This window comes from Pseudomonas monachiensis, assembly GCF_047345015.1.
In the GTDB taxonomy this organism is placed as follows: domain Bacteria; phylum Pseudomonadota; class Gammaproteobacteria; order Pseudomonadales; family Pseudomonadaceae; genus Aquipseudomonas; species Aquipseudomonas monachiensis.
In genome coordinates, this window is the sequence record NZ_CP178857.1 from 2,813,538 (window position 1) to 2,832,844 (window position 19,307).

Annotated in this window: 20 protein-coding genes; 13 read left to right on the plus strand and 7 right to left on the minus strand. The window is 61.8% G+C overall.

Features of this window, described 5'->3' with window-relative positions; genetic code table 11:
- The first annotated feature begins 151 nt into the window (after window positions 1-151).
- Entirely contained in the window at window positions 152-1,192 is a 1,041-nt protein-coding gene (locus ACMDB8_RS12595; protein ID WP_223540933.1) for an Ldh family oxidoreductase, read from the plus strand.
- 69 nt (window positions 1,193-1,261) lie between these two features.
- On the opposite strand, the gene ACMDB8_RS12600 is transcribed toward ACMDB8_RS12595, so the two are convergent.
- The gene (locus ACMDB8_RS12600) at window positions 1,262-1,579 is read right to left on the minus strand and encodes a DUF883 family protein (RefSeq protein ID WP_056724576.1); all 318 of its coding nucleotides are present in this window, start codon (window positions 1,577-1,579) and stop codon (window positions 1,262-1,264) included.
- A 164-nt stretch (window positions 1,580-1,743) separates the two neighbouring features.
- Between ACMDB8_RS12600 and ACMDB8_RS12605 the strand changes: the two genes are divergently transcribed.
- Complete coding sequence (locus ACMDB8_RS12605) at window positions 1,744-1,998, plus strand: hypothetical protein (RefSeq protein WP_007970091.1); 255 nt, start codon at window positions 1,744-1,746, stop codon at window positions 1,996-1,998.
- A 9-nt stretch (window positions 1,999-2,007) separates the two neighbouring features.
- Here the strand turns inward: ACMDB8_RS12605 and ACMDB8_RS12610 are convergent, their stop codons facing one another.
- Window positions 2,008-2,916 carry a LysR family transcriptional regulator gene (locus tag ACMDB8_RS12610; protein ID WP_056725102.1) on the minus strand — a complete coding sequence of 303 codons (909 nt, stop codon included), beginning with the start codon at window positions 2,914-2,916 and terminating at the stop codon, window positions 2,008-2,010.
- An 84-nt stretch (window positions 2,917-3,000) separates the two neighbouring features.
- Here ACMDB8_RS12610 and ACMDB8_RS12615 point away from each other — a divergent pair, with 84 nt between their 5' ends.
- The 6 genes from ACMDB8_RS12615 (at window position 3,001) to ACMDB8_RS12640 (ending at window position 9,757) form a co-directional block, all read left to right on the plus strand.
- Entirely contained in the window at window positions 3,001-3,924 is a 924-nt protein-coding gene (locus ACMDB8_RS12615) for a carbon-nitrogen hydrolase family protein (RefSeq protein ID WP_056724578.1), read from the plus strand.
- Window positions 3,925-4,061: 137 nt separating this feature from the next.
- Window positions 4,062-5,726: an AMP-binding protein gene (locus tag ACMDB8_RS12620; protein ID WP_056724579.1), complete on the plus strand. Its 1,665-nt coding sequence runs from the start codon at window positions 4,062-4,064 to the stop codon at window positions 5,724-5,726.
- Window positions 5,727-5,742: 16 nt separating this feature from the next.
- A complete protein-coding gene (locus tag ACMDB8_RS12625; RefSeq protein ID WP_409079049.1) occupies window positions 5,743-6,504 on the plus strand; it encodes an SDR family NAD(P)-dependent oxidoreductase in 762 nt (253 codons plus the stop codon).
- Window positions 6,505-6,516: 12 nt separating this feature from the next.
- Window positions 6,517-7,710 carry an acetyl-CoA C-acyltransferase gene (locus ACMDB8_RS12630; RefSeq protein WP_056724584.1) on the plus strand — a complete coding sequence of 398 codons (1,194 nt, stop codon included), beginning with the start codon at window positions 6,517-6,519 and terminating at the stop codon, window positions 7,708-7,710.
- Window positions 7,711-7,841: 131 nt separating this feature from the next.
- Entirely contained in the window at window positions 7,842-8,969 is a 1,128-nt protein-coding gene (locus ACMDB8_RS12635; RefSeq protein WP_056724585.1) for an acyl-CoA dehydrogenase, read from the plus strand.
- Between the two features lie 14 nt (window positions 8,970-8,983).
- Window positions 8,984-9,757, plus strand: a complete 774-nt coding sequence (locus ACMDB8_RS12640) for an enoyl-CoA hydratase (RefSeq protein WP_056724587.1) — start codon at window positions 8,984-8,986, stop codon at window positions 9,755-9,757.
- A 92-nt stretch (window positions 9,758-9,849) separates the two neighbouring features.
- On the opposite strand, the gene ACMDB8_RS12645 is transcribed toward ACMDB8_RS12640, so the two are convergent.
- The 3 genes from ACMDB8_RS12645 to ACMDB8_RS12655 form a co-directional block, all read right to left on the minus strand.
- The gene (locus tag ACMDB8_RS12645; RefSeq protein WP_056724589.1) at window positions 9,850-11,001 is read right to left on the minus strand and encodes an acyl-CoA dehydrogenase family protein; all 1,152 of its coding nucleotides are present in this window, start codon (window positions 10,999-11,001) and stop codon (window positions 9,850-9,852) included.
- A gap of 3 nt (window positions 11,002-11,004) precedes the next feature.
- Complete coding sequence (locus ACMDB8_RS12650) at window positions 11,005-12,111, minus strand: enoyl-CoA hydratase/isomerase family protein (RefSeq protein ID WP_056724591.1); 1,107 nt, start codon at window positions 12,109-12,111, stop codon at window positions 11,005-11,007.
- A 164-nt stretch (window positions 12,112-12,275) separates the two neighbouring features.
- Window positions 12,276-13,169, minus strand: a complete 894-nt coding sequence (locus ACMDB8_RS12655; protein ID WP_223540935.1) for a LysR family transcriptional regulator — start codon at window positions 13,167-13,169, stop codon at window positions 12,276-12,278.
- 101 nt (window positions 13,170-13,270) lie between these two features.
- Here ACMDB8_RS12655 and ACMDB8_RS12660 point away from each other — a divergent pair, with 101 nt between their 5' ends.
- Both ACMDB8_RS12660 and speB read left to right on the plus strand, forming a co-directional pair.
- Complete coding sequence (locus ACMDB8_RS12660; RefSeq protein ID WP_223540936.1) at window positions 13,271-14,362, plus strand: polyamine ABC transporter substrate-binding protein; 1,092 nt, start codon at window positions 13,271-13,273, stop codon at window positions 14,360-14,362.
- A 20-nt stretch (window positions 14,363-14,382) separates the two neighbouring features.
- Window positions 14,383-15,342, plus strand: a complete 960-nt coding sequence (gene speB, locus ACMDB8_RS12665; RefSeq protein ID WP_056724599.1) for an agmatinase — start codon at window positions 14,383-14,385, stop codon at window positions 15,340-15,342.
- Window positions 15,343-15,410: 68 nt separating this feature from the next.
- Here the strand turns inward: speB and ACMDB8_RS12670 are convergent, their stop codons facing one another.
- Window positions 15,411-16,463 carry an aldo/keto reductase gene (locus ACMDB8_RS12670; protein WP_223540938.1) on the minus strand — a complete coding sequence of 351 codons (1,053 nt, stop codon included), beginning with the start codon at window positions 16,461-16,463 and terminating at the stop codon, window positions 15,411-15,413.
- A gap of 159 nt (window positions 16,464-16,622) precedes the next feature.
- Here ACMDB8_RS12670 and zapE point away from each other — a divergent pair, with 159 nt between their 5' ends.
- From zapE to ACMDB8_RS12685, 3 genes are all read left to right on the plus strand, one after another.
- The gene (gene zapE / locus ACMDB8_RS12675; RefSeq protein WP_056724604.1) at window positions 16,623-17,741 is read left to right on the plus strand and encodes a cell division protein ZapE; all 1,119 of its coding nucleotides are present in this window, start codon (window positions 16,623-16,625) and stop codon (window positions 17,739-17,741) included.
- Between the two features lie 26 nt (window positions 17,742-17,767).
- A complete protein-coding gene (locus ACMDB8_RS12680; protein ID WP_056724606.1) occupies window positions 17,768-18,349 on the plus strand; it encodes a DinB family protein in 582 nt (193 codons plus the stop codon).
- Between the two features lie 116 nt (window positions 18,350-18,465).
- Entirely contained in the window at window positions 18,466-18,957 is a 492-nt protein-coding gene (locus tag ACMDB8_RS12685; RefSeq protein ID WP_223540939.1) for a GNAT family N-acetyltransferase, read from the plus strand.
- Between the two features lie 60 nt (window positions 18,958-19,017).
- Here ACMDB8_RS12685 and ACMDB8_RS12690 read toward each other — a convergent pair whose 3' ends face one another.
- Window positions 19,018-19,227, minus strand: coding sequence for a hypothetical protein (locus ACMDB8_RS12690; RefSeq protein WP_008053741.1), 210 nt, complete (start codon window positions 19,225-19,227; stop codon window positions 19,018-19,020).
- Window positions 19,228-19,307 lie beyond the last annotated feature (80 nt).

Below are 19,307 nucleotides of genomic sequence, written 5' to 3' on the forward strand. Positions count from 1 at the left end.
TAAATAGATAACGCACGGGGCCTGGGCATTCGTGAGAGGGATATCTCTGATCGACCCAGAGCGAAAGGTTGACAGGTCGCTCGCCGCGCGTTGTTAATCGGCGGGTCTTTGTACGCTGTTGTTCCCTCCAATAATCAGTCTGGAGCTTCAGATGTCTGCGCCACACGATCACGCCTCTACCGCTGTCCCGTCCCACCTTTCATTCGATGCGCTGAGCGCTTTGCTGGAGAAGATTTTTTTGCGTCACGGCACCTCGGCCGACGTTGCCCGGGTGCTGGCGCAAAACTGCGCCGGGGCCGAACGCGACGGCGCGCACAGTCACGGGGTATTCCGGATTCCAGGTTATGTTTCGACGCTGCAAAGCGGCTGGGTCAATGGCCAGGCGGTTCCGGTGGTCGAAGATGTGGCTTCTGGGTTTGTGCGGGTCGACGCCAACAACGGTTTTGCGCAACCGGCCCTGGCGGCGGCACGCGAACTACTGGTGCAAAAGGCCCGAAGTGCCGGCATCGCGGCGCTGGCGATCCGTAACTCACACCATTTCGCGGCCTTGTGGCCGGATGTCGAACCCTTCGCCGATGAAGGCCTGGTGGCATTGAGCGTGGTCAACAGCATGACCTGCGTGGTACCCCACGGTGCCGACCGGCCGCTGTTCGGCACCAACCCGATTGCCTTCGCTGCGCCGCGGGCCGATGGCTCGCCGATTGTCTTCGACCTGGCCACCAGCGCCATTGCCCACGGCGATGTGCAAATTGCCGCCCGCGAGGGTGAGCGCTTGCCGGAAGGGATGGGCGTGGACAGCCTCGGCCAGCCGACCACGGACCCGAAGGCGATTCTCGACGGCGGTGCGTTGCTGCCTTTCGGCGGGCACAAGGGCTCGGCGTTGTCGATGATGGTTGAGTTGCTCGCGGCGGCACTGACCGGCGGCAATTTTTCCTTCGAGTTCGACTGGAAGAACCACCCTGGCGCCAAGACACCCTGGACTGGCCAATTGCTTATCGTGATCGATCCGGGCAAAGCGGCGGGGCAGAGTTTTGCCGAGCGCAGCCAGGAACTGGTGCGGCAAATGCACGGGGTCGGCCTGAAGCGTTTGCCGGGGGATCGGCGTCATCATCAGCGCGCGAAGTCGCAGGTCAATGGCATTGAACTGGATGCCCGGACGCTGGCGAATCTTCGGGAATTGGCGGGGGAGTGATCCTTTAGATACGCCGCAACCCCCTGTGGGAGCAAGCCCGCTCCCACAGGGTTCAGTGTTTGCCAGTGTTTATCGACGCCCCAACAACAATCCCACCACCAAACCAAACCCGGCGGAAATCGCCACGGTTTGCCATGGATGCCCGCCGATATAGGTTTCAGTGGCCTCGACCGCGGGCAGGGTGCGCTCGCGCACGCTGCTCACCGAATCCCTGGCCTGCTGGAGTTTCAGGGCGATCTGTCCACGAAGGGTCTCCGCTTCTTCCCCGACCAGCGAGGCGCTGCTTTTCAGCAGTTTTTCCGATTCTTCGATCAGCGTTTGAAGTTCGCTGAAGGCTTGATCCTTGATTTGATCTTCGGCGGCTTGCGCGGCGGTTTTGCGGGCCATTGAAGTACTCCTTGCAGGTAAGTGGACAGTGAACAATGGAGTCTGCCGTCGTCGGAAAAGTTGCAGCTATTTTGCCCGGGGAGGTCATCTTGCTGAAAAACCGGCGCAGGACCTTTCGTCCTACAGTGTAAGATGTCGCCTATTTTACGCAGCAGGAAATTCCCATGAGCTTCAATCTGGCCGACAAACCCCTCGCCGAGCGCGCTGCGCTTGAAGACGAGAAATCCCGTCTGTTCGAACTCTGGCAAAACAACCTGGGCAAGGCCAAGGGTGAGGCCGCGCGGTTGTTCGGCGAACGGGCCAAGCGCAAAGGCAAGTGGGCCGAATGGGTGCGCGCCGAGTTGGATGGCATGTCGCCACCGGAATACGCCAACATGGTGCGCAGTGAAGTCAATCGCCTGATGGCGGCCAACAAATAACATCGGTCGTCAGGCGAAGCTCGCGACGATCGCCTCGCGCACTTTCAATAGCACCGGGTCGAGCTGGGTGCTGGTCCGCCAGCCCAGTTCGATCGGGTAGCGCGGCAAGGCCAGGGGGCAGGGCAGCAGCGCCAGCCCGCAGAGCGTAGCGATGCTTTGGGCGGCATGGGCCGGAATGGTCGCCACCGCCCGGCTGCCTTTGAGCAAATGGGGCAACGCGGCAAAATGCGTGGTCGAGGCGCACACCCGTCGACTGAGCCCCAGCGCCGCCAAACCCTCGTCGGTAATCCCGATAAAACCGCCGGACGACACCAGAATGTGTTCGCGTGCCACAAACTCCTCAAGACCGATGCTCTGCTGACCCTCGACCAGGCTCGACGGGTCCGCCAGGCACAGATAACCACCTTCCCCCAGCACCTGACGGCTGAGCAGCCGCTCGGCAAACCCGCCCGCGCTAATCGCCAGGTCAATGCTGCGCTCCATCAACGCCTGGGCGACGATCTGGCTGTGGGTCTGGCGGAAAATCAGCCGCAGTTTCGGTGCACTACGGGCGATCTCTTCGATCAGCCGCCGGCCGTAGGCAATCTCGAAATCATCCGACATTCCCACGGTGACCGAACGACCTTCGTACTGTTGCGCAGCCGGGTCGACCATCGCCAGGCTCTGCCGGCATTTGTTCAGGGCATCGCTGACCACCGGTTTGAGCTGATTGGCCTTGAGCGAGGGGGCCAGGCCGCGTCCGGTGCGTACGAATAGCTGATCGCCATACAGCTCGCGCAAGCGACGCAAGGCCGCGCTGACGGCCGATTGCGTCACGCCCAGGCGCAAGGCGGCACGGCTGGCGCTGGACTCTTCGTGCAGCGCCTCGAAGACTTTGAGCAGGTTGAGGTCGACGTCGGTGATATTCATTTGGTTCATATCATTCAGCATTGAATCGGTCTTTATTGATGATTGCCTGGCGCCGGAGAATGAGCAACACCTGATGCGAATGGAGTTTCCAAGATGCCCAAATCAATCGTTGCGGCGCTGCAGATCGGCGCCTTGCCCGGCGGCAAGGCTGAAACCCTGGAACAGATCCTGTCCTATGAAAACGCAATCATCGAATCCGGCGCCGGGTTGGTGGTGATGCCGGAAGCGCTGCTGGGCGGTTATCCCAAGGGCGAGGGCTTTGGTACGCAATTGGGCTATCGCCTGCCGCAAGGGCGCGAAGCCTTTGCCCGCTATTTTGCCAATGCCATTGATGTACCCGGCGTGGAAACCGAGGCGCTGGCGGCGCTGTCCGCACGCACCGCAGCCAATCTGGTGATCGGCGTGATCGAGCGCGCCGGCAGCACCTTGTACTGCACCGCGCTGTACTTCGATCCGCAGGCCGGGCTGGTGGCCAAACACCGCAAGCTGATGCCCACCGGCACCGAGCGGCTGATCTGGGGCAAGGGCGATGGCTCGACCTTGCCGGTGATCGACAGCCAGGTCGGGCGCGTGGGGGCGCTGGTGTGTTGGGAAAACATGATGCCGCTGCTGCGCACGGCGATGTACGCCAAGGGTGTGGAGGTGTGGTGCGCGCCCACCGTGGACGAGCGGGATATGTGGCAGGTCAGCATGCGCCACATTGCCCATGAAGGGCGCTGCTTCGTGGTCAGCGCCTGCCAGATCCAGGCATCGCCCCAGGCCTTGGGCCTGGATATCGCCAACTGGCCGGCGGATCGGCCGTTGATTGCCGGTGGCAGTGTAATCGTAGGCCCCATGGGCGACATTCTTGCCGGACCGTTGCGCGACAGTGCCGGGCTACTCACCGCACAGATCGACACCGACGACCTGGTACGCGCCCGCTACGACTACGACGTGGTCGGCCACTACGCCCGGCCGGATGTGTTCGAGCTGACCGTGGACGAGCGGGCCAAACCCGGGGTGCGCTTCACTTCCTGATGACCTGCGGGCTTTGGCCAAAGCAGTCAGACAACTTGATAACTTTGACCATTGCCCGGTAACCCGCGCAGAGCGAGTATTTCCCTGTTGATTACGGTTCCCCCCAACCTAATAAAAAACACAGTGGGATTCTGGCAATGCGCGATTACTTGTCTGCTACTTCTCAGTTCAATTATCAGCACACCGTCGATGCCGCGCTCGCGGGCGATCTGACGGCCCTCAACGCCTGTGTCGAATGCTGTGACCGGCATGCCTTGCCGGGTCGCATCGCGCTGTTCTGGGAAGGACGCGACGGCACCGGTGCGACGTACACCTTCACCGACTTGCAGGACAAGGCCGCGCGTTTCGCCAACTACCTGCTGGCCCAGGGCGTGAAGAAAGGCGACAAGGTCGCCGGCCTGTTGCCGCGCAATATCGAACTGTTGATCACCGTGTTCGCCACCTGGCGCATTGGTGCGGTGTATCAACCGCTGTTTACCGCATTCGGCCCCAAGGCCATCGAGCACCGCCTGGGCTGCTCTGGCGCCAAAGTGGTGGTGACCGATGCAGTGAACCGGCCGAAACTCGCCGAAGTCGCCGATTGCCCGACCATCGTGACCGTCACCGGTGCCAAAGGGCAGGGCCTGGTGCATGGCGATTTCAGTTTCTGGGCCGAACTGGCCAACTACTCCGCCGACTGTGAACCGGTGCTGCTGACCGGCGAAGATCCGTTCCTGCTGATGTTCACCTCGGGCACCACCGGCCCGTCGAAAGCGTTGTCGGTGCCGCTCAAGGCCATCGTTGCATTCCAGAGCTACACCCGCGACGCGGTGGATCTGCGCCCGGAAGACGCCTTCTGGAACGTCGCCGACCCGGGTTGGGCCTACGGCATTTATTTCGGTGTCACGGGGCCGATGTCCATGGGCCATCCGATCACCTTTTACGATGGCCCGTTCACCCTCGAAAGCACCTGCCGGGTCATCAACAAGTACGGGATCAGCAACCTCACGGGCTCGCCGACGGCCTACCGCTTGCTGATTGCCGGCGGCGATGAATTCGCCAAGTCGATCAAGGGCAAGCTGCGTATCGTCAGCAGCGCCGGCGAGCCGCTGAACCCGGAAGTGATCCGCTGGTTCGCCGACAACCTCGACGTGGTCATCCACGACCACTACGGCCAGACCGAACTGGGCATGGTGCTGTGCAACCACCACGGCCTTGAGCACCCGATTCACATGGGCGCCGCCGGTTTTGCCTCGCCGGGCCACCGCATCGTGGTACTGGACGACCAGTACAAGGAGCTGGGTATCGGGCAGCCGGGCATCCTGGCGATCGACCGCAGCCAATCGCCGATGTGCTGGTTCGCCGGCTACGAAGGCGGGCCGACCAAGGCCTTTGTCGGCAACTATTACCTGAGTGGCGACACCGTCGAGTGGAACCCGGACGGCAGCATCAGCTTCGTCGGTCGCAGTGATGACGTGATCACCACCTCCGGCTACCGGGTTGGCCCGTTCGACGTGGAAAGTGCGCTGATCGAACACCCGGCCGTGGTCGAGGCCGCCGTGGTCGGCAAGCCCGATCCGGAGCGCACCGAACTGGTCAAGGCGTTCGTCGTGCTCAGCGCGCAATACCGCGCCGCCCCCGAGCTGGCCGAAGAGCTGCGCCAGCACGTGCGCAAGCGTCTGGCGGCGCACTCGTACCCCCGCGAAATCGAATTTGTCAGCGAATTGCCGAAAACCCCAAGCGGCAAATTGCAGCGCTTTATCTTGCGCAACCAGGAAATCGCCAAGGCTCAAGAGGCTGCGGCGAAGAACCTTCCAGCTTGAATCCAGGGAAACAATGATGCAGATCGAGAACAAGATTTTTATCGTTACCGGTGGCGCTTCCGGCCTCGGTGCAGCGACGGCCGAGGTGCTGGTCGCCGCTGGCGCGAAAGTGATGCTGGTGGACCTGAACGCCGAAGCCGTTGCGGCCCAGGCCCAGCGCCTTGGTGCGCAGAGTGTTGTCGCCGACATCAGCAACGAAGCGGCGGCCGAAGCAGCGGTTCAAGCCACGGTCAAAGCCTTCGGTGGCCTCAACGGCCTGGTCAACTGTGCCGGTATCGTGCGCGGGGAGAAGATCCTCGGCAAAAACGGCCCGCATGCGCTGTCCAGTTTCAGCCAGGTGATCAACGTCAACCTGATCGGCAGCTTCAACATGCTGCGCCTTGCGGCAGCGGCGATTGCCGAGACCGAAGCGGATGCCGACGGCGAGCGCGGCGTGATCATCAACACCGCGTCTGCGGCTGCTTACGACGGCCAGATCGGCCAGGCGGCCTACTCGGCGTCCAAGGGTGCGATTGTCAGCCTGACCTTGCCGGCGGCCCGTGAACTGGCGCGTTTCGGCATCCGTGTCATGACGATCGCCCCCGGCATTTTCGAGACGCCGATGATGGCCGGCATGACCCAGGAAGTCCGTGATTCCCTGGCCGCTGGCGTGCCATTCCCGCCGCGCTTGGGCAAACCGGGCGAGTATGCCGGGCTGGTCAAGCATATTATTGAAAACAGCATGCTCAATGGCGAGGTGATCCGTCTCGACGGAGCCTTGCGCATGGCCGCCAAGTAAGGAGGATTTGTCATGACAATGTCCAACGATCCAATTGTTATCGTCAGCGCCGTCCGCACCCCGATGGGCGGTTTCCAGGGCGAGCTGAAAAGCCTGACCGCGCCGCAACTCGGTGCGGCCGCCATCAAGGCCGCCGTCGAACGTGCCGGTGTTGCCAGTGATGCCGTCGACGAGGTGTTGTTCGGTTGCGTACTGCCGGCCGGCCTTGGCCAGGCCCCTGCGCGTCAGGCGGCGCTGGGTGCGGGGCTGGATAAATCGACTCGCTGCACCACCCTGAACAAGATGTGCGGTTCCGGCATGGAAGCGGCGATCCTGGCCCATGACATGCTGGTGGCGGGCAGTGCCGATGTGGTGGTCGCCGGTGGCATGGAAAGCATGTCCAACGCGCCTTACCTGCTGGACCGCGCCCGTGCCGGCTACCGCATGGGCCATGGCCGGGTGCAGGACTCGATGTTCCTCGACGGCCTCGAAGACGCCTACGACAAAGGCCGCCTGATGGGAACTTTCGCCGAAGAGTGCGCCGAAACCAACAGTTTCAGCCGTGAAGCCCAGGACGCCTTCGCCATTGCCTCGACCACCCGCGCGCAGCAGGCGATCAAGGACGGCAGCTTCAAGGATGAAATCGTCCCGCTGACGGTGATGGTCGGCAAAGAGCAGGTGGTGATCAGCAATGACGAGCAGCCGCCAAAAGCCCGGCTGGACAAGATCGCTTCGTTGAAACCGGCGTTCCGCGAAGGCGGTACAGTGACGGCGGCCAACTCCAGTTCGATCTCCGACGGTGCGGCGGCATTGGTGCTGATGCGCCAGTCCCAGGCACAGAAGCAAGGCCTGAAGCCGCTGGCGGTGATTCATGGCCACGCTGCGTTCGCCGACACCCCGGGCCTGTTCCCGGTGGCGCCAATCGGTGCAATCAAGAAATTGATGAAGAAAACCGGCTGGTCGCTCAATGACGTCGATCTGGTGGAAGTCAACGAAGCCTTCGCCGTGGTCGGCATGGCCGCGATGACTCATCTGGAGATCCCCCACGAGAAGCTCAATGTGCACGGCGGCGCTTGCGCCCTCGGTCACCCGATCGGGGCTTCCGGTGCGCGGATTCTGGTGACCCTGCTTTCGGCCCTGCGCCAGAAAGGCCTGAAACGCGGCGTTGCGGCGATTTGTATCGGCGGCGGTGAAGCGACGGCCATGGCCGTGGAATGCCTGTATTAAGACCTGTAGGAGCTGCCGCAGGCTGCGATCTTTTGACCTTGATTTTTTAGCGATTTCAAGACTGCCAAAAATCAAAAGATCGCAGGCTTCGCCAGCTCCTACAGGGGGCAATTTATTTTTAAGGACTTGGCATGATCCCCAATGACGACCAACAACAAATCCGCGACATGGCCCGGGATTTTGCCCAGGAACGGCTCAAACCGTTCGCCGCCGAGTGGGACCGTGAGCATCGCTTTCCCAAGGAAGCCATTGGCGAGATGGCCGGGCTGGGCTTCTTCGGCATGCTGGTGCCGGAGCAGTGGGGCGGATGCGACACCGGTTACCTGGCCTACGCCATGGCGCTGGAAGAAATCGCCGCCGGCGATGGTGCCTGCTCGACCATCATGAGCGTGCACAACTCCGTGGGCTGTGTGCCGATCCTCAACTACGGCACCGATGAGCAGAAAGAACGCTTCCTCAAACCGCTGGCCAGCGGTGCGATGCTCGGCGCTTTCGCCCTGACCGAACCCCAGGCCGGTTCTGACGCCAGCGGCCTGAAAACCCGTGCGCGCCTGGAAGGCGATCACTATGTGCTCAACGGCTGCAAGCAGTTCATCACCTCCGGGCAGAATGCCGGGGTGGTGATCGTGTTTGCGGTGACCGATCCGAGCGCGGGCAAACGCGGCATCAGCGCTTTTATCGTGCCGACCGATTCGCCGGGCTACACCGTTGCGCGGGTCGAAGACAAGCTCGGCCAGCATGCGTCCGACACCTGCCAGATCCTCTTCGAAGACGTGAAGGTGCCGGTGGCCAACCGTTTGGGCGAGGAGGGCGAAGGCTACAGGATTGCCTTGGCCAACCTTGAAGGCGGTCGCGTCGGCATCGCTTCGCAATCGGTGGGCATGGCCCGTGCCGCCTTCGAAGCGGCGCGCGACTACGCCCGTGAGCGCCAGAGCTTCGGCAAGCCGATCATCGAGCACCAGGCCGTGGCCTTTCGCCTGGCGGACATGGCGACCCAGATCGCCGTGGCGCGGCAAATGGTTCACTACGCCGCCGCCCTGCGCGACAGCGGCAAACCGGCCCTGGTCGAAGCGTCGATGGCCAAACTGTTCGCCTCGGAAATGGCCGAGAAGGTATGCTCCTCGGCGCTGCAAACCCTGGGCGGTTACGGTTACCTCAACGATTTCCCGCTGGAGCGGATCTACCGCGACGTGCGGGTCTGCCAGATCTACGAAGGCACCAGCGATATTCAGCGCATGGTCATTTCGCGCAATTTATAAGAAGGAGAGAATCTGTGAACTACGAAACGATTTTGCTGGAAACCCACGGCCGCGTTGGCCTGATCACCCTCAACCGTCCACAGGCGCTGAACGCGTTGAACGCGCAGATCGTCAGCGAACTGAACCAGGCCCTCGATGGCTTCGAGGCGGACTCGAACATCGGCTGCATCGTCCTGACCGGTTCAAAAAAAGCCTTCGCCGCCGGTGCCGACATCAAGGAAATGGCCGAGCTGACCTATCCGCAGATCTACATCGACGACCTGTTCAGCGACAGCGATCGCGTGGCCAACCGCCGCAAGCCGATCATCGCGGCGGTCAACGGTTTTGCTTTGGGCGGCGGCTGTGAGCTGGCGTTGATGTGCGACTTCATTCTGGCCGGCGACAACGCCCGGTTCGGTCAGCCGGAAATCAACCTCGGTGTGTTGCCGGGCATGGGCGGCACCCAACGCCTGACCCGTGCGGTGGGCAAGGCCAAGGCCATGGAAATGTGCCTGAGCGGTCGTCTGATCGATGCCGTGGAAGCGGAGCGTTGCGGGATTGTGGCGCGGATCGTGCCGAGTGATGAGCTGCTGGACGAAGCGCTGAAAGTCGCGGCGCTGATCGCCAAAAAGTCGTTGCCGATTGCGATGATGGTCAAGGAAAGTGTCAACCGTGCCTTTGAAGTGAGCCTGGCCGAAGGCGTGCGCTTTGAGCGCCGGGTGTTCCATGCGGCGTTTGCGACGCAGGATCAGAAGGAAGGGATGGCGGCGTTTATTGCCAAGCGTGAGGCTGAGTTCCAAGGCAAGTAATAGGGTTGCATCAAAAGATCGCAGCCTTCGGCAGCTCCTACAGGTGTATGCAAAACTCTGTAGGAGCTGCCGAAGGCTGCGATCTTTTGCTTTTACACCAGGTAGTTTTTCAGTTCGCGGGCAATCACCATCCGCTGAATCTCGCTCGACCCTTCGTAGATCTGCGTAATCCGCGCATCCCGGTAGTACTTCTCCACCGGATAGTCTTCCAGATAGCCATAGCCGCCATGAATCTGAATGGCGGACGAGCAGACCTTTTCCGCCATTTCCGAGGCAAACAGCTTGGCTTGTGATGCCTCCGACAGGCAGGGTTTGCCGGCCGTGCGCAGGCGTGCGGCGTGCAGGATCAGCAGTCGAGCGGCGTTCAACTGCATGTGCATGTCGGCCAGCAAATTGGCGATGCTCTGGTGCTCGTTGATCGTCTTGCCAAACTGCACACGATCACGGGAATAAGCCAGTGCCGCTTCGAACGCCGCGCGGGCGATGCCCAGCGCCTGGGCGGCGATGCCGATGCGGCCGCCTTCGAGGTTGGACAAGGCGATGGCCAGGCCCTTGCCGCGTTCGCCCAGCAGATTGGCTTCGGGGATGGTGCAGTTGTTCAGGGTCACCGCGCAGGTGTCGGACGCCCGGATGCCCATCTTGTGTTCAGTGCGATCAACGATAAAACCGGCAGTGTCGGTCGGTACCAGGAACGCCGAGATGCCACGTTTGCCCAGGTCCGGATCGGTCACGGCAAACACAATCGCCAGCTTGGCGCGTTTGCCGTTGCTGACGAACTGCTTGGCGCCGTTGATCACCCACTGGCCGTCGCGCAGTTCAGCGCGGGTGCGCAGGTTGTGCGCCTCGGAACCGGCCTGGGGTTCGGTCAGGCAAAAGCAGCCGATGACCTTCCCGCTGGCAAGGTCCGCCAGCCAGGTCTGTTTCTGTTCTTCGCTGCCGTAGTTCATCACCGGCCCGCAGCCCACGGAGTTGTGGATGCTCATGAAGGCGCCGGTAGCACCGTCGCCGGCGGAAATCTCTTCCACCGCCAGTGCGTAGGCCACGTAGTCGACATAGGTGCCACCCCATTCTTCGGGGACCACCATGCCCAGCAGGCCCAGTTCGCCCATCTTCGCCACCAGACCGTCATCGATCCAGCCGGCCTTTTCCCAGGCCTGGGCATGGGGTGCGATTTCGCCGCGGGCAAAATCCCGGGCCATGTCGCGGATCATGACTTGCTCTTCGCTCAATTCGATATCGTGCATGGTTCAGCTCTCGCTCTGGTCAAACTCGCTGAAGAAGCTCGCCACGTGTTCGGCGTCTAGCGCCTGGAGGGTGGGCGGGTTCCAGTGCGGTGTCTTGTCTTTGTCGATCAGCAAGGCGCGCACGCCTTCGATCAGGTCGCCGCGCTCGAACCACTGGCGGTCCAGGTGCAGCTCCAGGGCAAAACATTGTTCCAGCGGCAGCTCGCGTCCGCGACGGAGCATTTCCAGGGTCACGGCCATGGCCAGCGGCGAGCGGGTTTCCAGCAGGTTGGCGGTGGTGACGGCCCACTCATGGCTGTCGGCGACCGTTACCTGACGCAGTTGCTCCACAATACTCGGCACGTCGGCTTGGGCGAAGAAGTGGTCGATGGCCGGGCGCAAAGCCGCCAATGGTGCATCGGGCAGTTGCTGCACGGCGTATCTCGCCAGCAGGCCTTGCAGGTCCTTGAGCGGCGTGTCGTGCCATTCGAGCTGATCGAGTTTTTCGTCCAGCGTGCCCAGCTTGTCGCTTTCGAGGTACCAGTCGGCCAGCCCGCAATACAGCGCATCGGCGGCGCGAATCTGTACGCCGCTGACGCCGAGGTAAATCCCCAGTTCACCGGGGATGCGTGGCAGGAAGTAACTGCCGCCGACGTCAGGGAAGTAGCCGATGCCGACTTCCGGCATGGCCAGGCGGCTTTTCTCGGTGACCACGCGCAGGTCTGCGCCTTGCACCAGGCCCATGCCGCCGCCGAGGACAAAACCGTCCATCAGGGCCAGCACCGGTTTGCGGTAGTGGTGGATCGCGAGGTCGAGGGCGTATTCCTCGACGAAGAAATCTTCGTGCAGGGTGTCGCCGCTTTTGAAACTGTCATGCAGCGAGCGAATGTCGCCGCCGGCGCAGAAGGCTTTTTCCCCGGCACCGCGCAAGACCACGGCATGGACGTGCGGATCCTGGGCCCAGGCGTCGAGCTGGCGGTGCAGATTGCGCACCATGTCCAGGGTGAGGGCATTGAGGCCGGCGGGGCGGTTGAGGGTCAGGTGACCAATGTGGTTGCGAACCTCGGCCAGCACTTCGTTTTGCATGGCATCCATGGACTGGGTCCCGGGAGAAAAAACCTGAGCAGTCATCACTAACTCCCTGCTTTTATTGTTCTTTATCGAGATGCTCGCGCGCGAGCGATGGCGGATCGTATCAGCGCAAATTTGCCTTGTACAACCCGGATAAGTGCAGGTTGTCTGTGCATTTTTGCATGTTTGTGTCCGGTATTGTTACAGCGTAGACCAAGGCGATTTCAGGCAAACGCTGCGAGCAGATCCTCTTCGAACGCCTTCTGCGCCTCGCCGGCCACCTGCGCGCGGTGCCGGGCCAGATGAAACGCGACATCGAAACTCATGTCGCTTCGGCGCACGGCCCTGAGCAAACCCTTGTCCTCCCAGCCACGGGCGAAGTGGCTGGGCAAGTAACCGACATGCTTGCCGGAAAGGATGAAGGCGAGGGTGCCTTCGACTTGCTCCGAGCGCGCCGAACACAACTTGCCCTGGAAGGGTTCGTCGCTGCGCAGGAAACGGTAGGGGTGATCGACCCGGTCGCAGGCCTGCAGATCCTGATCCTTTGGGGCCGGGTTGGTGAACAGCGGATGGCCGGGGGCGCAATACAGATGCTGGGTTTCAATGAACAACTGGCGGTAGTCAAACGCGCTTTGCACTTGCGAGAAATAGCCGATGGCCAGGTCCAGCCGCTGTTGCAGCAGCAAACGCTCCATTTCACCAGGCATGGCGCTGATCAGTTCGATGCGCACGGACTCGTCCCGCTCACGGAAGCGCCGGATCGCCTCGGCCACCCGTTGCAGCACCGATTGATCCAGGGCTTCGGACAGGCCCAGGCGCACTTCGCCGATCAAGCGCCCGGCCACGCCGTTGGATTGATGACGGAAGGTTTCGATGGACTGGAACAATCCACGGGTGGCGCTGAGCAGCTGTTCACCCTTGGGCGTGATCCTGAACCCGCCCTTGCCGCGACTGCATAGCCGATAGCCCAGGCGGGTTTCCAGTTTGGCCATTTGCTGGCTGATGCTCGACTGGCTCAACCCCAACTCGCCCTGGGCGGCGCTGAAGCCGCCGCACTCCACCACGCTGACAAACAGACGCAACAATTGCAGATCCAGATCGTGGAGTTGGCCGAGCATCAAACATTACTCCGTCATAAAGTCAGGTTAATTAACTTGATATTTTACCAATGTATCCGACGACGCATCCTGCCACCACTTCCTCTGGTCAGGTGTTCGTCATGGCTCCCATGCTCAAGCTGTGTTTACCCGCGCTGTTCCTTGCCATGGCCGCATCGGCCCAGGCCGAAGACAAGGTGGTCAATCTGTACAGTTGGGCCGATTACGTGGCCCCCGAAACCCTGCAACGGTTCGAGCAGGAGACGGGTATCCATGTGCGCTATGACACCTTCGACTCTTCGGAAGTACTGGAGACCAAGTTGCTCACCGGCGGCAGCGGTTATGACGTGGTGGTGCCGTCCTCCAGCGTACTGGCCCGGGGGCTTGCGGCCGGGGCGTTGAAACCGATTCCCCACGAAGGACTCAAGGGTTACGCCAACCTCGATCCTGACTTGCTGGAAAAACTCGCCGCTGTCGATCCGGGCAACCGTTACGGCGTGCCTTACACCTGGGGCACCCTGGGTTTGGGCATGAACGTCGAGGCGCTCAGGCAGCGCTTGCCGGATGCGCCGCTCAACAGCCTGGACCTGCTGTTCAAACCCGAGTACGCGAGCAAGTTGAAAGACTGCGGCATCGCCATTCTCGACTCGCCCCAGGAGGTAATCGGACTGGCGTTGCATTACCTGGGTAAAGATCCCTACAGCACGGACAAGAATGATCTGTCAGCCGCCGAGGCGTTGCTGCATCAGTTGCAGCCGAATGTGCTGTACGTTGCCACCGGGCGGCAGATCAGCGACCTGGCCAATGGCAGCGTGTGCCTGGCGCTGACCTACAACGGCGACGCGAGCATGGCCGCCGACCAGGCACGCAAGGCCAACAAACCCTATGAAGTCGCCTACCGGATTCCCCGGGAAGGCACCCTCGTGTGGCAGGACAACCTGGCGATTCCCAAGGACGCGCCGCACCCCGAAGCCGCCCGCGCCTTTATCGAGTTCATGTTGCGCCCCGAGTCCGTCGCGGCACTGACCAACACCTTGTTCTTCGCCACCGCCAACCAGGCCGCCACGCCGCTGGTGGATGAAGCGGTGCGCACCGATCCGGACATCTACCCGCTGGCCGACGTGCGGGAGCGGCTGTACGCCGACCGCAGCATGAACCTCAAGGACATGCGCCAGCGCACCCGCCTGTGGACCACTTTCCGTAGCCGCCAATAAGAAAAGAGAAGGAGCCTTCAATGGACGTCCCGATGCAGAACGATCAAGCCCTTACCCGTGACAGCCTTTACGGCACGGCCGCCGAAAGTACCTACGCCGGTATCACCAGTTTCATGCGCCGGCGCTACAGTCGCGACCTGCGCGGCGTAGATGTGGCGGTCAGTGGCGTGCCGTTCGACACCGCGACCAGCAACCGCCCCGGCGCCCGCTTCGGACCACGGGGCATTCGTGCAGCCTCTGCCGGCATCGCCTGGGAACGCCACTGGCCGTGGACGTTTGATCCGTTCGATCACCTGGCGGTCATCGACTACGGCGATTGCGATTTCGATTACGGCTCGCCGCAGTCGACGCCGGAAATGATCGAGGCCCACGCCGAGCACATCCTCAATGCTGGCACGGCAATGCTGACCTTTGGCGGCGACCATTTCATCACCTATCCGCTGCTCAAGGCCCATGCTCGCAAGCACGGGGCGCTGTCGCTGATCCACTTCGACGCCCACAGTGACACCTGGCCGGACGAAGAGGGCAAGCGCATCGACCACGGCACCATGTTCTGGCACGCAGCCAAAGAAGGACTGGTGGATCCGTCGCGCTCGGTGCAAATCGGCTTGCGCACCACCAACGACGATCACCAGGGTTTTCAAGTGCTCGACGCGCGGCAGGTGCATCGACGTGGCTGCGAAGCGATTGTCGAGGCGATTCGGGCGCGGGTCGGCGACAACCCGGTGTACCTGACCTTCGACATCGACTGCCTCGATCCGGCGTTCGCTCCGGGCACCGGAACACCGGTGTGCGGCGGCTTGAGCACGGTTCAGGCGCTGGAGATTCTCGGTGGTCTGCGCGGGATCAACCTGGTGGGCATGGACGTGGTGGAAGTGGCCCCGGCCTATGACAGCGCGGAAATCACGTCATTGGCGGCGGCGACGCTGGCGATGGAGATGCTGTGTCTGTATGCGGCCAGACATAAGGTTGATAAGTAATACAAAACCCAATGTGGGAGCGGGCAAGTCGGATCGCCGCACCGCCGCTCCCACAATTATGATTTGTGTCAGGCCACTGGAACGATCGGCAGATCGAGGACCTGGCCACCGCTGAACCGCGCGGACGAACCGGCAATGGATTCGTGCGGCACGCCCTTGGCCACGTCACTGACGCCGTCCAGTCGCGCCAGTTGCTCGGTGCTCAACTGCACATTCAGCGCGCCCAACGTCGCATCCAACTGTTCACGGGTCCGGGAGCCGAGGATCGGAATCAGCGCCGTGGTCGAGCGCCGGGACTTTTCCCGCAACCAGGCGATGGCCACGTGGGTCGGGCTGGCGCCCAGTTCTGCGGCGACATCGATCAAGGTGTCGAGCAGGGCGGTTTCCCGGGCGCTTTTTTCGGCGTGAATCAGCACGCCGAGCTTGTTCGCGCGATTGTCGCCCTCACTGTTGCGATATTTGCCAGTCAGGAAGCCGCCACCCAGCGGCGACCACAGGGTCGCGGCCAGACCCAGTGCTTCGGCCATCGGCAGTTGTTCACGCTCGGCGCTGCGTTCGGCGAGGCTGTACTCGACCTGGATCGCAGCAATCGGCGCAAAGCCACGCACCTCGGCCAGCAGGTCGGCGCGGGCGATGCGCCACGCGGGGAAGTTCGACAGCCCGGCATAATGAATCTTGCCGGCACTGACCAGATCGTCGAAGCCGCGCAGGATCTCTTCCATCGGCGTGACACCGTCACTCATGTGCGCCCAGAACAGGTCGATATGCTCGGTCTTCAGCCGTTTGAGGCTTTCTTCGACGGCACGCACCATATTCTTGCGGCTGTTGCCAGTGTGGGAAATGCCGGCCGCCGGCGTAGTCCCCAGGGTGTATTTGGTGGCGATGACCAGGCGATCCCGTTCTGCGGCGATGAATTCGCTGAGCATGGCTTCGGACTGCCCGCCCTGATAGCCATTGGCGGTATCGATGAAGTTGCCGCCGGCTTCCAGGTAGCCATCAAAAATCCGTATGGCTTCGTCACGCTCGGCGCCATGCCCCCAACCGGTACCGAAGTTACCGGCGCCCAGCGCCAGTTCGGAAACACGCAAGCCGGTTTTACGACCGAAAACTTTGTAATGCATGGGATGACTCCAGAGGGGTGACGACAAGGCTTAATAGATTATATGAAACATGTATTAAATATGATGCTGGTAATCTAATTGGTCAAGGCGCTTTTCCTCCCGGCATAAAATCGCCGATCACTGGTCGCGTTATCCGTGCGCAATGGCATACTGCCGCCCATGACTATCGATTCCCCCTTAAGCGCCTGGCAGCATGCCATCGAGCAAAAGGGCTTCGTCCAGGACGAGGCCCAGGAACATGCCGTGTGGGCCCTGCAAAAATGCCACGAGGCCTTGCACGAAGGCCGCGCGCCCATTTCCGGCGTGTACCTGTGGGGGCCGGTGGGGCGGGGCAAGACCTGGTTGATGGACCAGTTCTACCAAAGCCTGCGGGTACCGGCGCGGCGCCAGCACTTTCACCACTTCATGGGTTGGGTGCACCAGCGCTCGTTTCAACTGACCGGCACCGCCGACCCGCTCAAGGCACTGGCCCGTGAGCTGGCCGAAGAAGTGCGGGTGCTGTGTTTCGACGAACTGTTCGTCAACGACATCGGCGATGCGATCATTCTCGGGCGCCTGTTCCAGGTGATGTTCGAACAGGGCGTGGTAGTGGTCTGCACGTCCAATCTGCCGCCGGACCAGTTGTACGCCGACGGCTTCAATCGCGACCGTTTCATGCCCGCCATCGCGGCGATCAAGCAGCACATGCAGGTGATTGCGGTGGATGGTGGGGAAGACCATCGCCTGCATCCGGGGGCCGGTTCGCAACGCTACTGGGTGGCCGAGCCCGGCAGGCCTGGCGCGCTGGTTGAAGTGTTCCAGGTGTTGAGCGTCGGCCAGTCAGTATCGAGCGAATCGATCCAGGTCGGTTACCGCACCCTTGAGGTGGTCAAGGCCAGCCCGAGCGTGCTCTGGACCCGTTACGCCGCGCTGTGCGAGCAACCCTTCGCCGCCATGGATTTCATCGCCCTGTGCGATACCTACGGCGCTATTCTGTTGAGTGACGTGCCCAACCTCAGCGCACAGAAACGCGCCGGGCGCATTGCCCGGGGCACCGAGGACGGTGTCGAGCGGGTGGACGCGGGGGATCGCGAGTTGCCGCAGTTGTCGGTGCATGACGACGGTGTGCGACGGTTCATTGCCCTGGTGGACGAATGCTACGACCGCAAGGTGCCGCTGTACCTTGAAGCGCAAGTGCCCATGGCGTCGCTTTACACCGAGGGTTATCTGGAATTCCCGTTCCGCCGCACCCTCAGTCGATTGCAGGAAATGCAACTGCAGCGGTTTGCCGAAGTTTGATCGGGATTTGATCGGGAGCAGCGAAGATGAATCAGCCCCTGGCGCACCATTTGCTGACCATGGCCTATCAGAACGCCTGGGCCAATCACCGGCTGGCCAAGGCCTGGCGTCAGTTGAGCCCGCAGGAACTGAGCGCACCCCGGGTCAGCTTCTTCCCGACGATCCGCGCCACCCTCAACCACATCCTCACCTGTGACTGGTTTTACGTGGACGCCCTGGAGCGCGAACTGCGCGGCGACGATCCGCATCCCGATTGCCGGGTGTTTTTCAAGGAAGACGAGCCCTGCCTCATGGCAACGGACCTGGTTGGCGAACAGGCCCACGTCGACCGCCGGCTGATCGCCTATTGCGAGCAGATGCGTGACGCCGACCTCGGCAAAATCGTGACCATCGCCCGTGACACCCCGCAACACGACAGTCGCTTGCGCCTGCTGTCCCACTTGTTTGAACACCAGATCCATCACCGCGGCCAGGTTCACGCCATGCTCAGCGGCACCTCGGTCCAGCCACCGCAACTCGACGAGTTTTTCTGCGCCGGTGAGTCGCACTTGCGGGCCGAGGATTTCGCCGAGTTGGGGTGGACGGAGGCGTTGATCTGGGGCGCTTGAGCGCCAAAGATTTTCTCGGTTGCGATTGTCGGTACCACGGTGCTCGCGCTATGGTCTGCCGGCACTTCAGCGTGACTGCATGCTGGGGGCTACTTCATGTGTGATCGAGGATGGAAATGGACTCCGCAGAAATTCTTGTGCTTCAGGCCAGTTACACCAATCCGGTGCATGCCGAGGCTATTTGTCTGGTGTTGAACCACTACGCCGAGGACCCGATGGGGGGCGGCCAGCCATTACCGGCCAATGTACTGGAGCAACTTCCGGCAGAGCTTGCCCGGCGTCCCCACGCTTTCAGTGTGCTGGCCTTTGTCGGTGGCGAGCCGGCCGGGCTGGTCAATTGCTTCGAGGGGTTCTCGACCTTCGCCTGCCGGCCGTTGGTCAATGTGCACGATGTGGCGGTGGTGAAAAAATTTCGCAGCCTGGGCTTGAGCCAGAAAATGCTGCAAAAGGTCGAGGATATTGCCCGTCAGCGCGGCTGCTGCAAGCTCACCCTGGAGGTGCTGGAAGGCAACGCGGTGGCCCAGGGGGCCTATGAAAAAGCCGGTTTCGCTCCCGGCATGTTCGACCCTGCCCATGGGCGGATGCTGTTCTGGACCAAGAGTCTCTGATTCGACAGGCCAAAAAAAGGGCGTCCATCAGGACGCCCGACAGTCTTGTGCGACCCAGGATCATTTTGGTCTGTAGGTTTCAGTCATTTGTGCGGTTTGATCGTCCGGAACCCGCAGTTCGGTGCTTTGGATAGGGTGGCCGAGGGCTTCTTGCTGGGCCAGTCGCAGGCTTTCGTAGTAATAGCGCATGCGTTCGGCTCCACCTTCGGCAAAAGCGCTGGTTGAGCCCAAGGCCATCAGGCCGGCGAGAATCATTGCGGTGCGTTTCATGGTTTGCCTCCCACTACAGATGTCGGATGCCTTTCGTCCATGAATCAATGAAGCAGTGTCGAAATGGCATTATCCGCCGA

Coding starts and splice junctions, on each gene's coding strand:
- ACMDB8_RS12595 (WP_223540933.1), top strand. CDS start 152: ATGTCTGCGCCACACGATCACGCCTCTACCGCTGTCCCGTCCCACCTT.
- ACMDB8_RS12600 (WP_056724576.1), bottom strand. CDS start 1,579: ATGGCCCGCAAAACCGCCGCGCAAGCCGCCGAAGATCAAATCAAGGAT.
- ACMDB8_RS12605 (WP_007970091.1), top strand. CDS start 1,744: ATGAGCTTCAATCTGGCCGACAAACCCCTCGCCGAGCGCGCTGCGCTT.
- ACMDB8_RS12610 (WP_056725102.1), bottom strand. CDS start 2,916: ATGAACCAAATGAATATCACCGACGTCGACCTCAACCTGCTCAAAGTC.
- ACMDB8_RS12615 (WP_056724578.1), top strand. CDS start 3,001: ATGCCCAAATCAATCGTTGCGGCGCTGCAGATCGGCGCCTTGCCCGGC.
- ACMDB8_RS12620 (WP_056724579.1), top strand. CDS start 4,062: ATGCGCGATTACTTGTCTGCTACTTCTCAGTTCAATTATCAGCACACC.
- ACMDB8_RS12625 (WP_409079049.1), top strand. CDS start 5,743: ATGCAGATCGAGAACAAGATTTTTATCGTTACCGGTGGCGCTTCCGGC.
- ACMDB8_RS12630 (WP_056724584.1), top strand. CDS start 6,517: ATGACAATGTCCAACGATCCAATTGTTATCGTCAGCGCCGTCCGCACC.
- ACMDB8_RS12635 (WP_056724585.1), top strand. CDS start 7,842: ATGATCCCCAATGACGACCAACAACAAATCCGCGACATGGCCCGGGAT.
- ACMDB8_RS12645 (WP_056724589.1), bottom strand. CDS start 11,001: ATGCACGATATCGAATTGAGCGAAGAGCAAGTCATGATCCGCGACATG.
- ACMDB8_RS12650 (WP_056724591.1), bottom strand. CDS start 12,111: ATGACTGCTCAGGTTTTTTCTCCCGGGACCCAGTCCATGGATGCCATG.
- ACMDB8_RS12655 (WP_223540935.1), bottom strand. CDS start 13,169: ATGCTCGGCCAACTCCACGATCTGGATCTGCAATTGTTGCGTCTGTTT.
- ACMDB8_RS12660 (WP_223540936.1), top strand. CDS start 13,271: ATGGCTCCCATGCTCAAGCTGTGTTTACCCGCGCTGTTCCTTGCCATG.
- speB (WP_056724599.1), top strand. CDS start 14,383: ATGGACGTCCCGATGCAGAACGATCAAGCCCTTACCCGTGACAGCCTT.
- ACMDB8_RS12670 (WP_223540938.1), bottom strand. CDS start 16,463: ATGCATTACAAAGTTTTCGGTCGTAAAACCGGCTTGCGTGTTTCCGAA.
- zapE (WP_056724604.1), top strand. CDS start 16,623: ATGACTATCGATTCCCCCTTAAGCGCCTGGCAGCATGCCATCGAGCAA.
- ACMDB8_RS12680 (WP_056724606.1), top strand. CDS start 17,768: ATGAATCAGCCCCTGGCGCACCATTTGCTGACCATGGCCTATCAGAAC.
- ACMDB8_RS12685 (WP_223540939.1), top strand. CDS start 18,466: ATGGACTCCGCAGAAATTCTTGTGCTTCAGGCCAGTTACACCAATCCG.
- ACMDB8_RS12690 (WP_008053741.1), bottom strand. CDS start 19,227: ATGAAACGCACCGCAATGATTCTCGCCGGCCTGATGGCCTTGGGCTCA.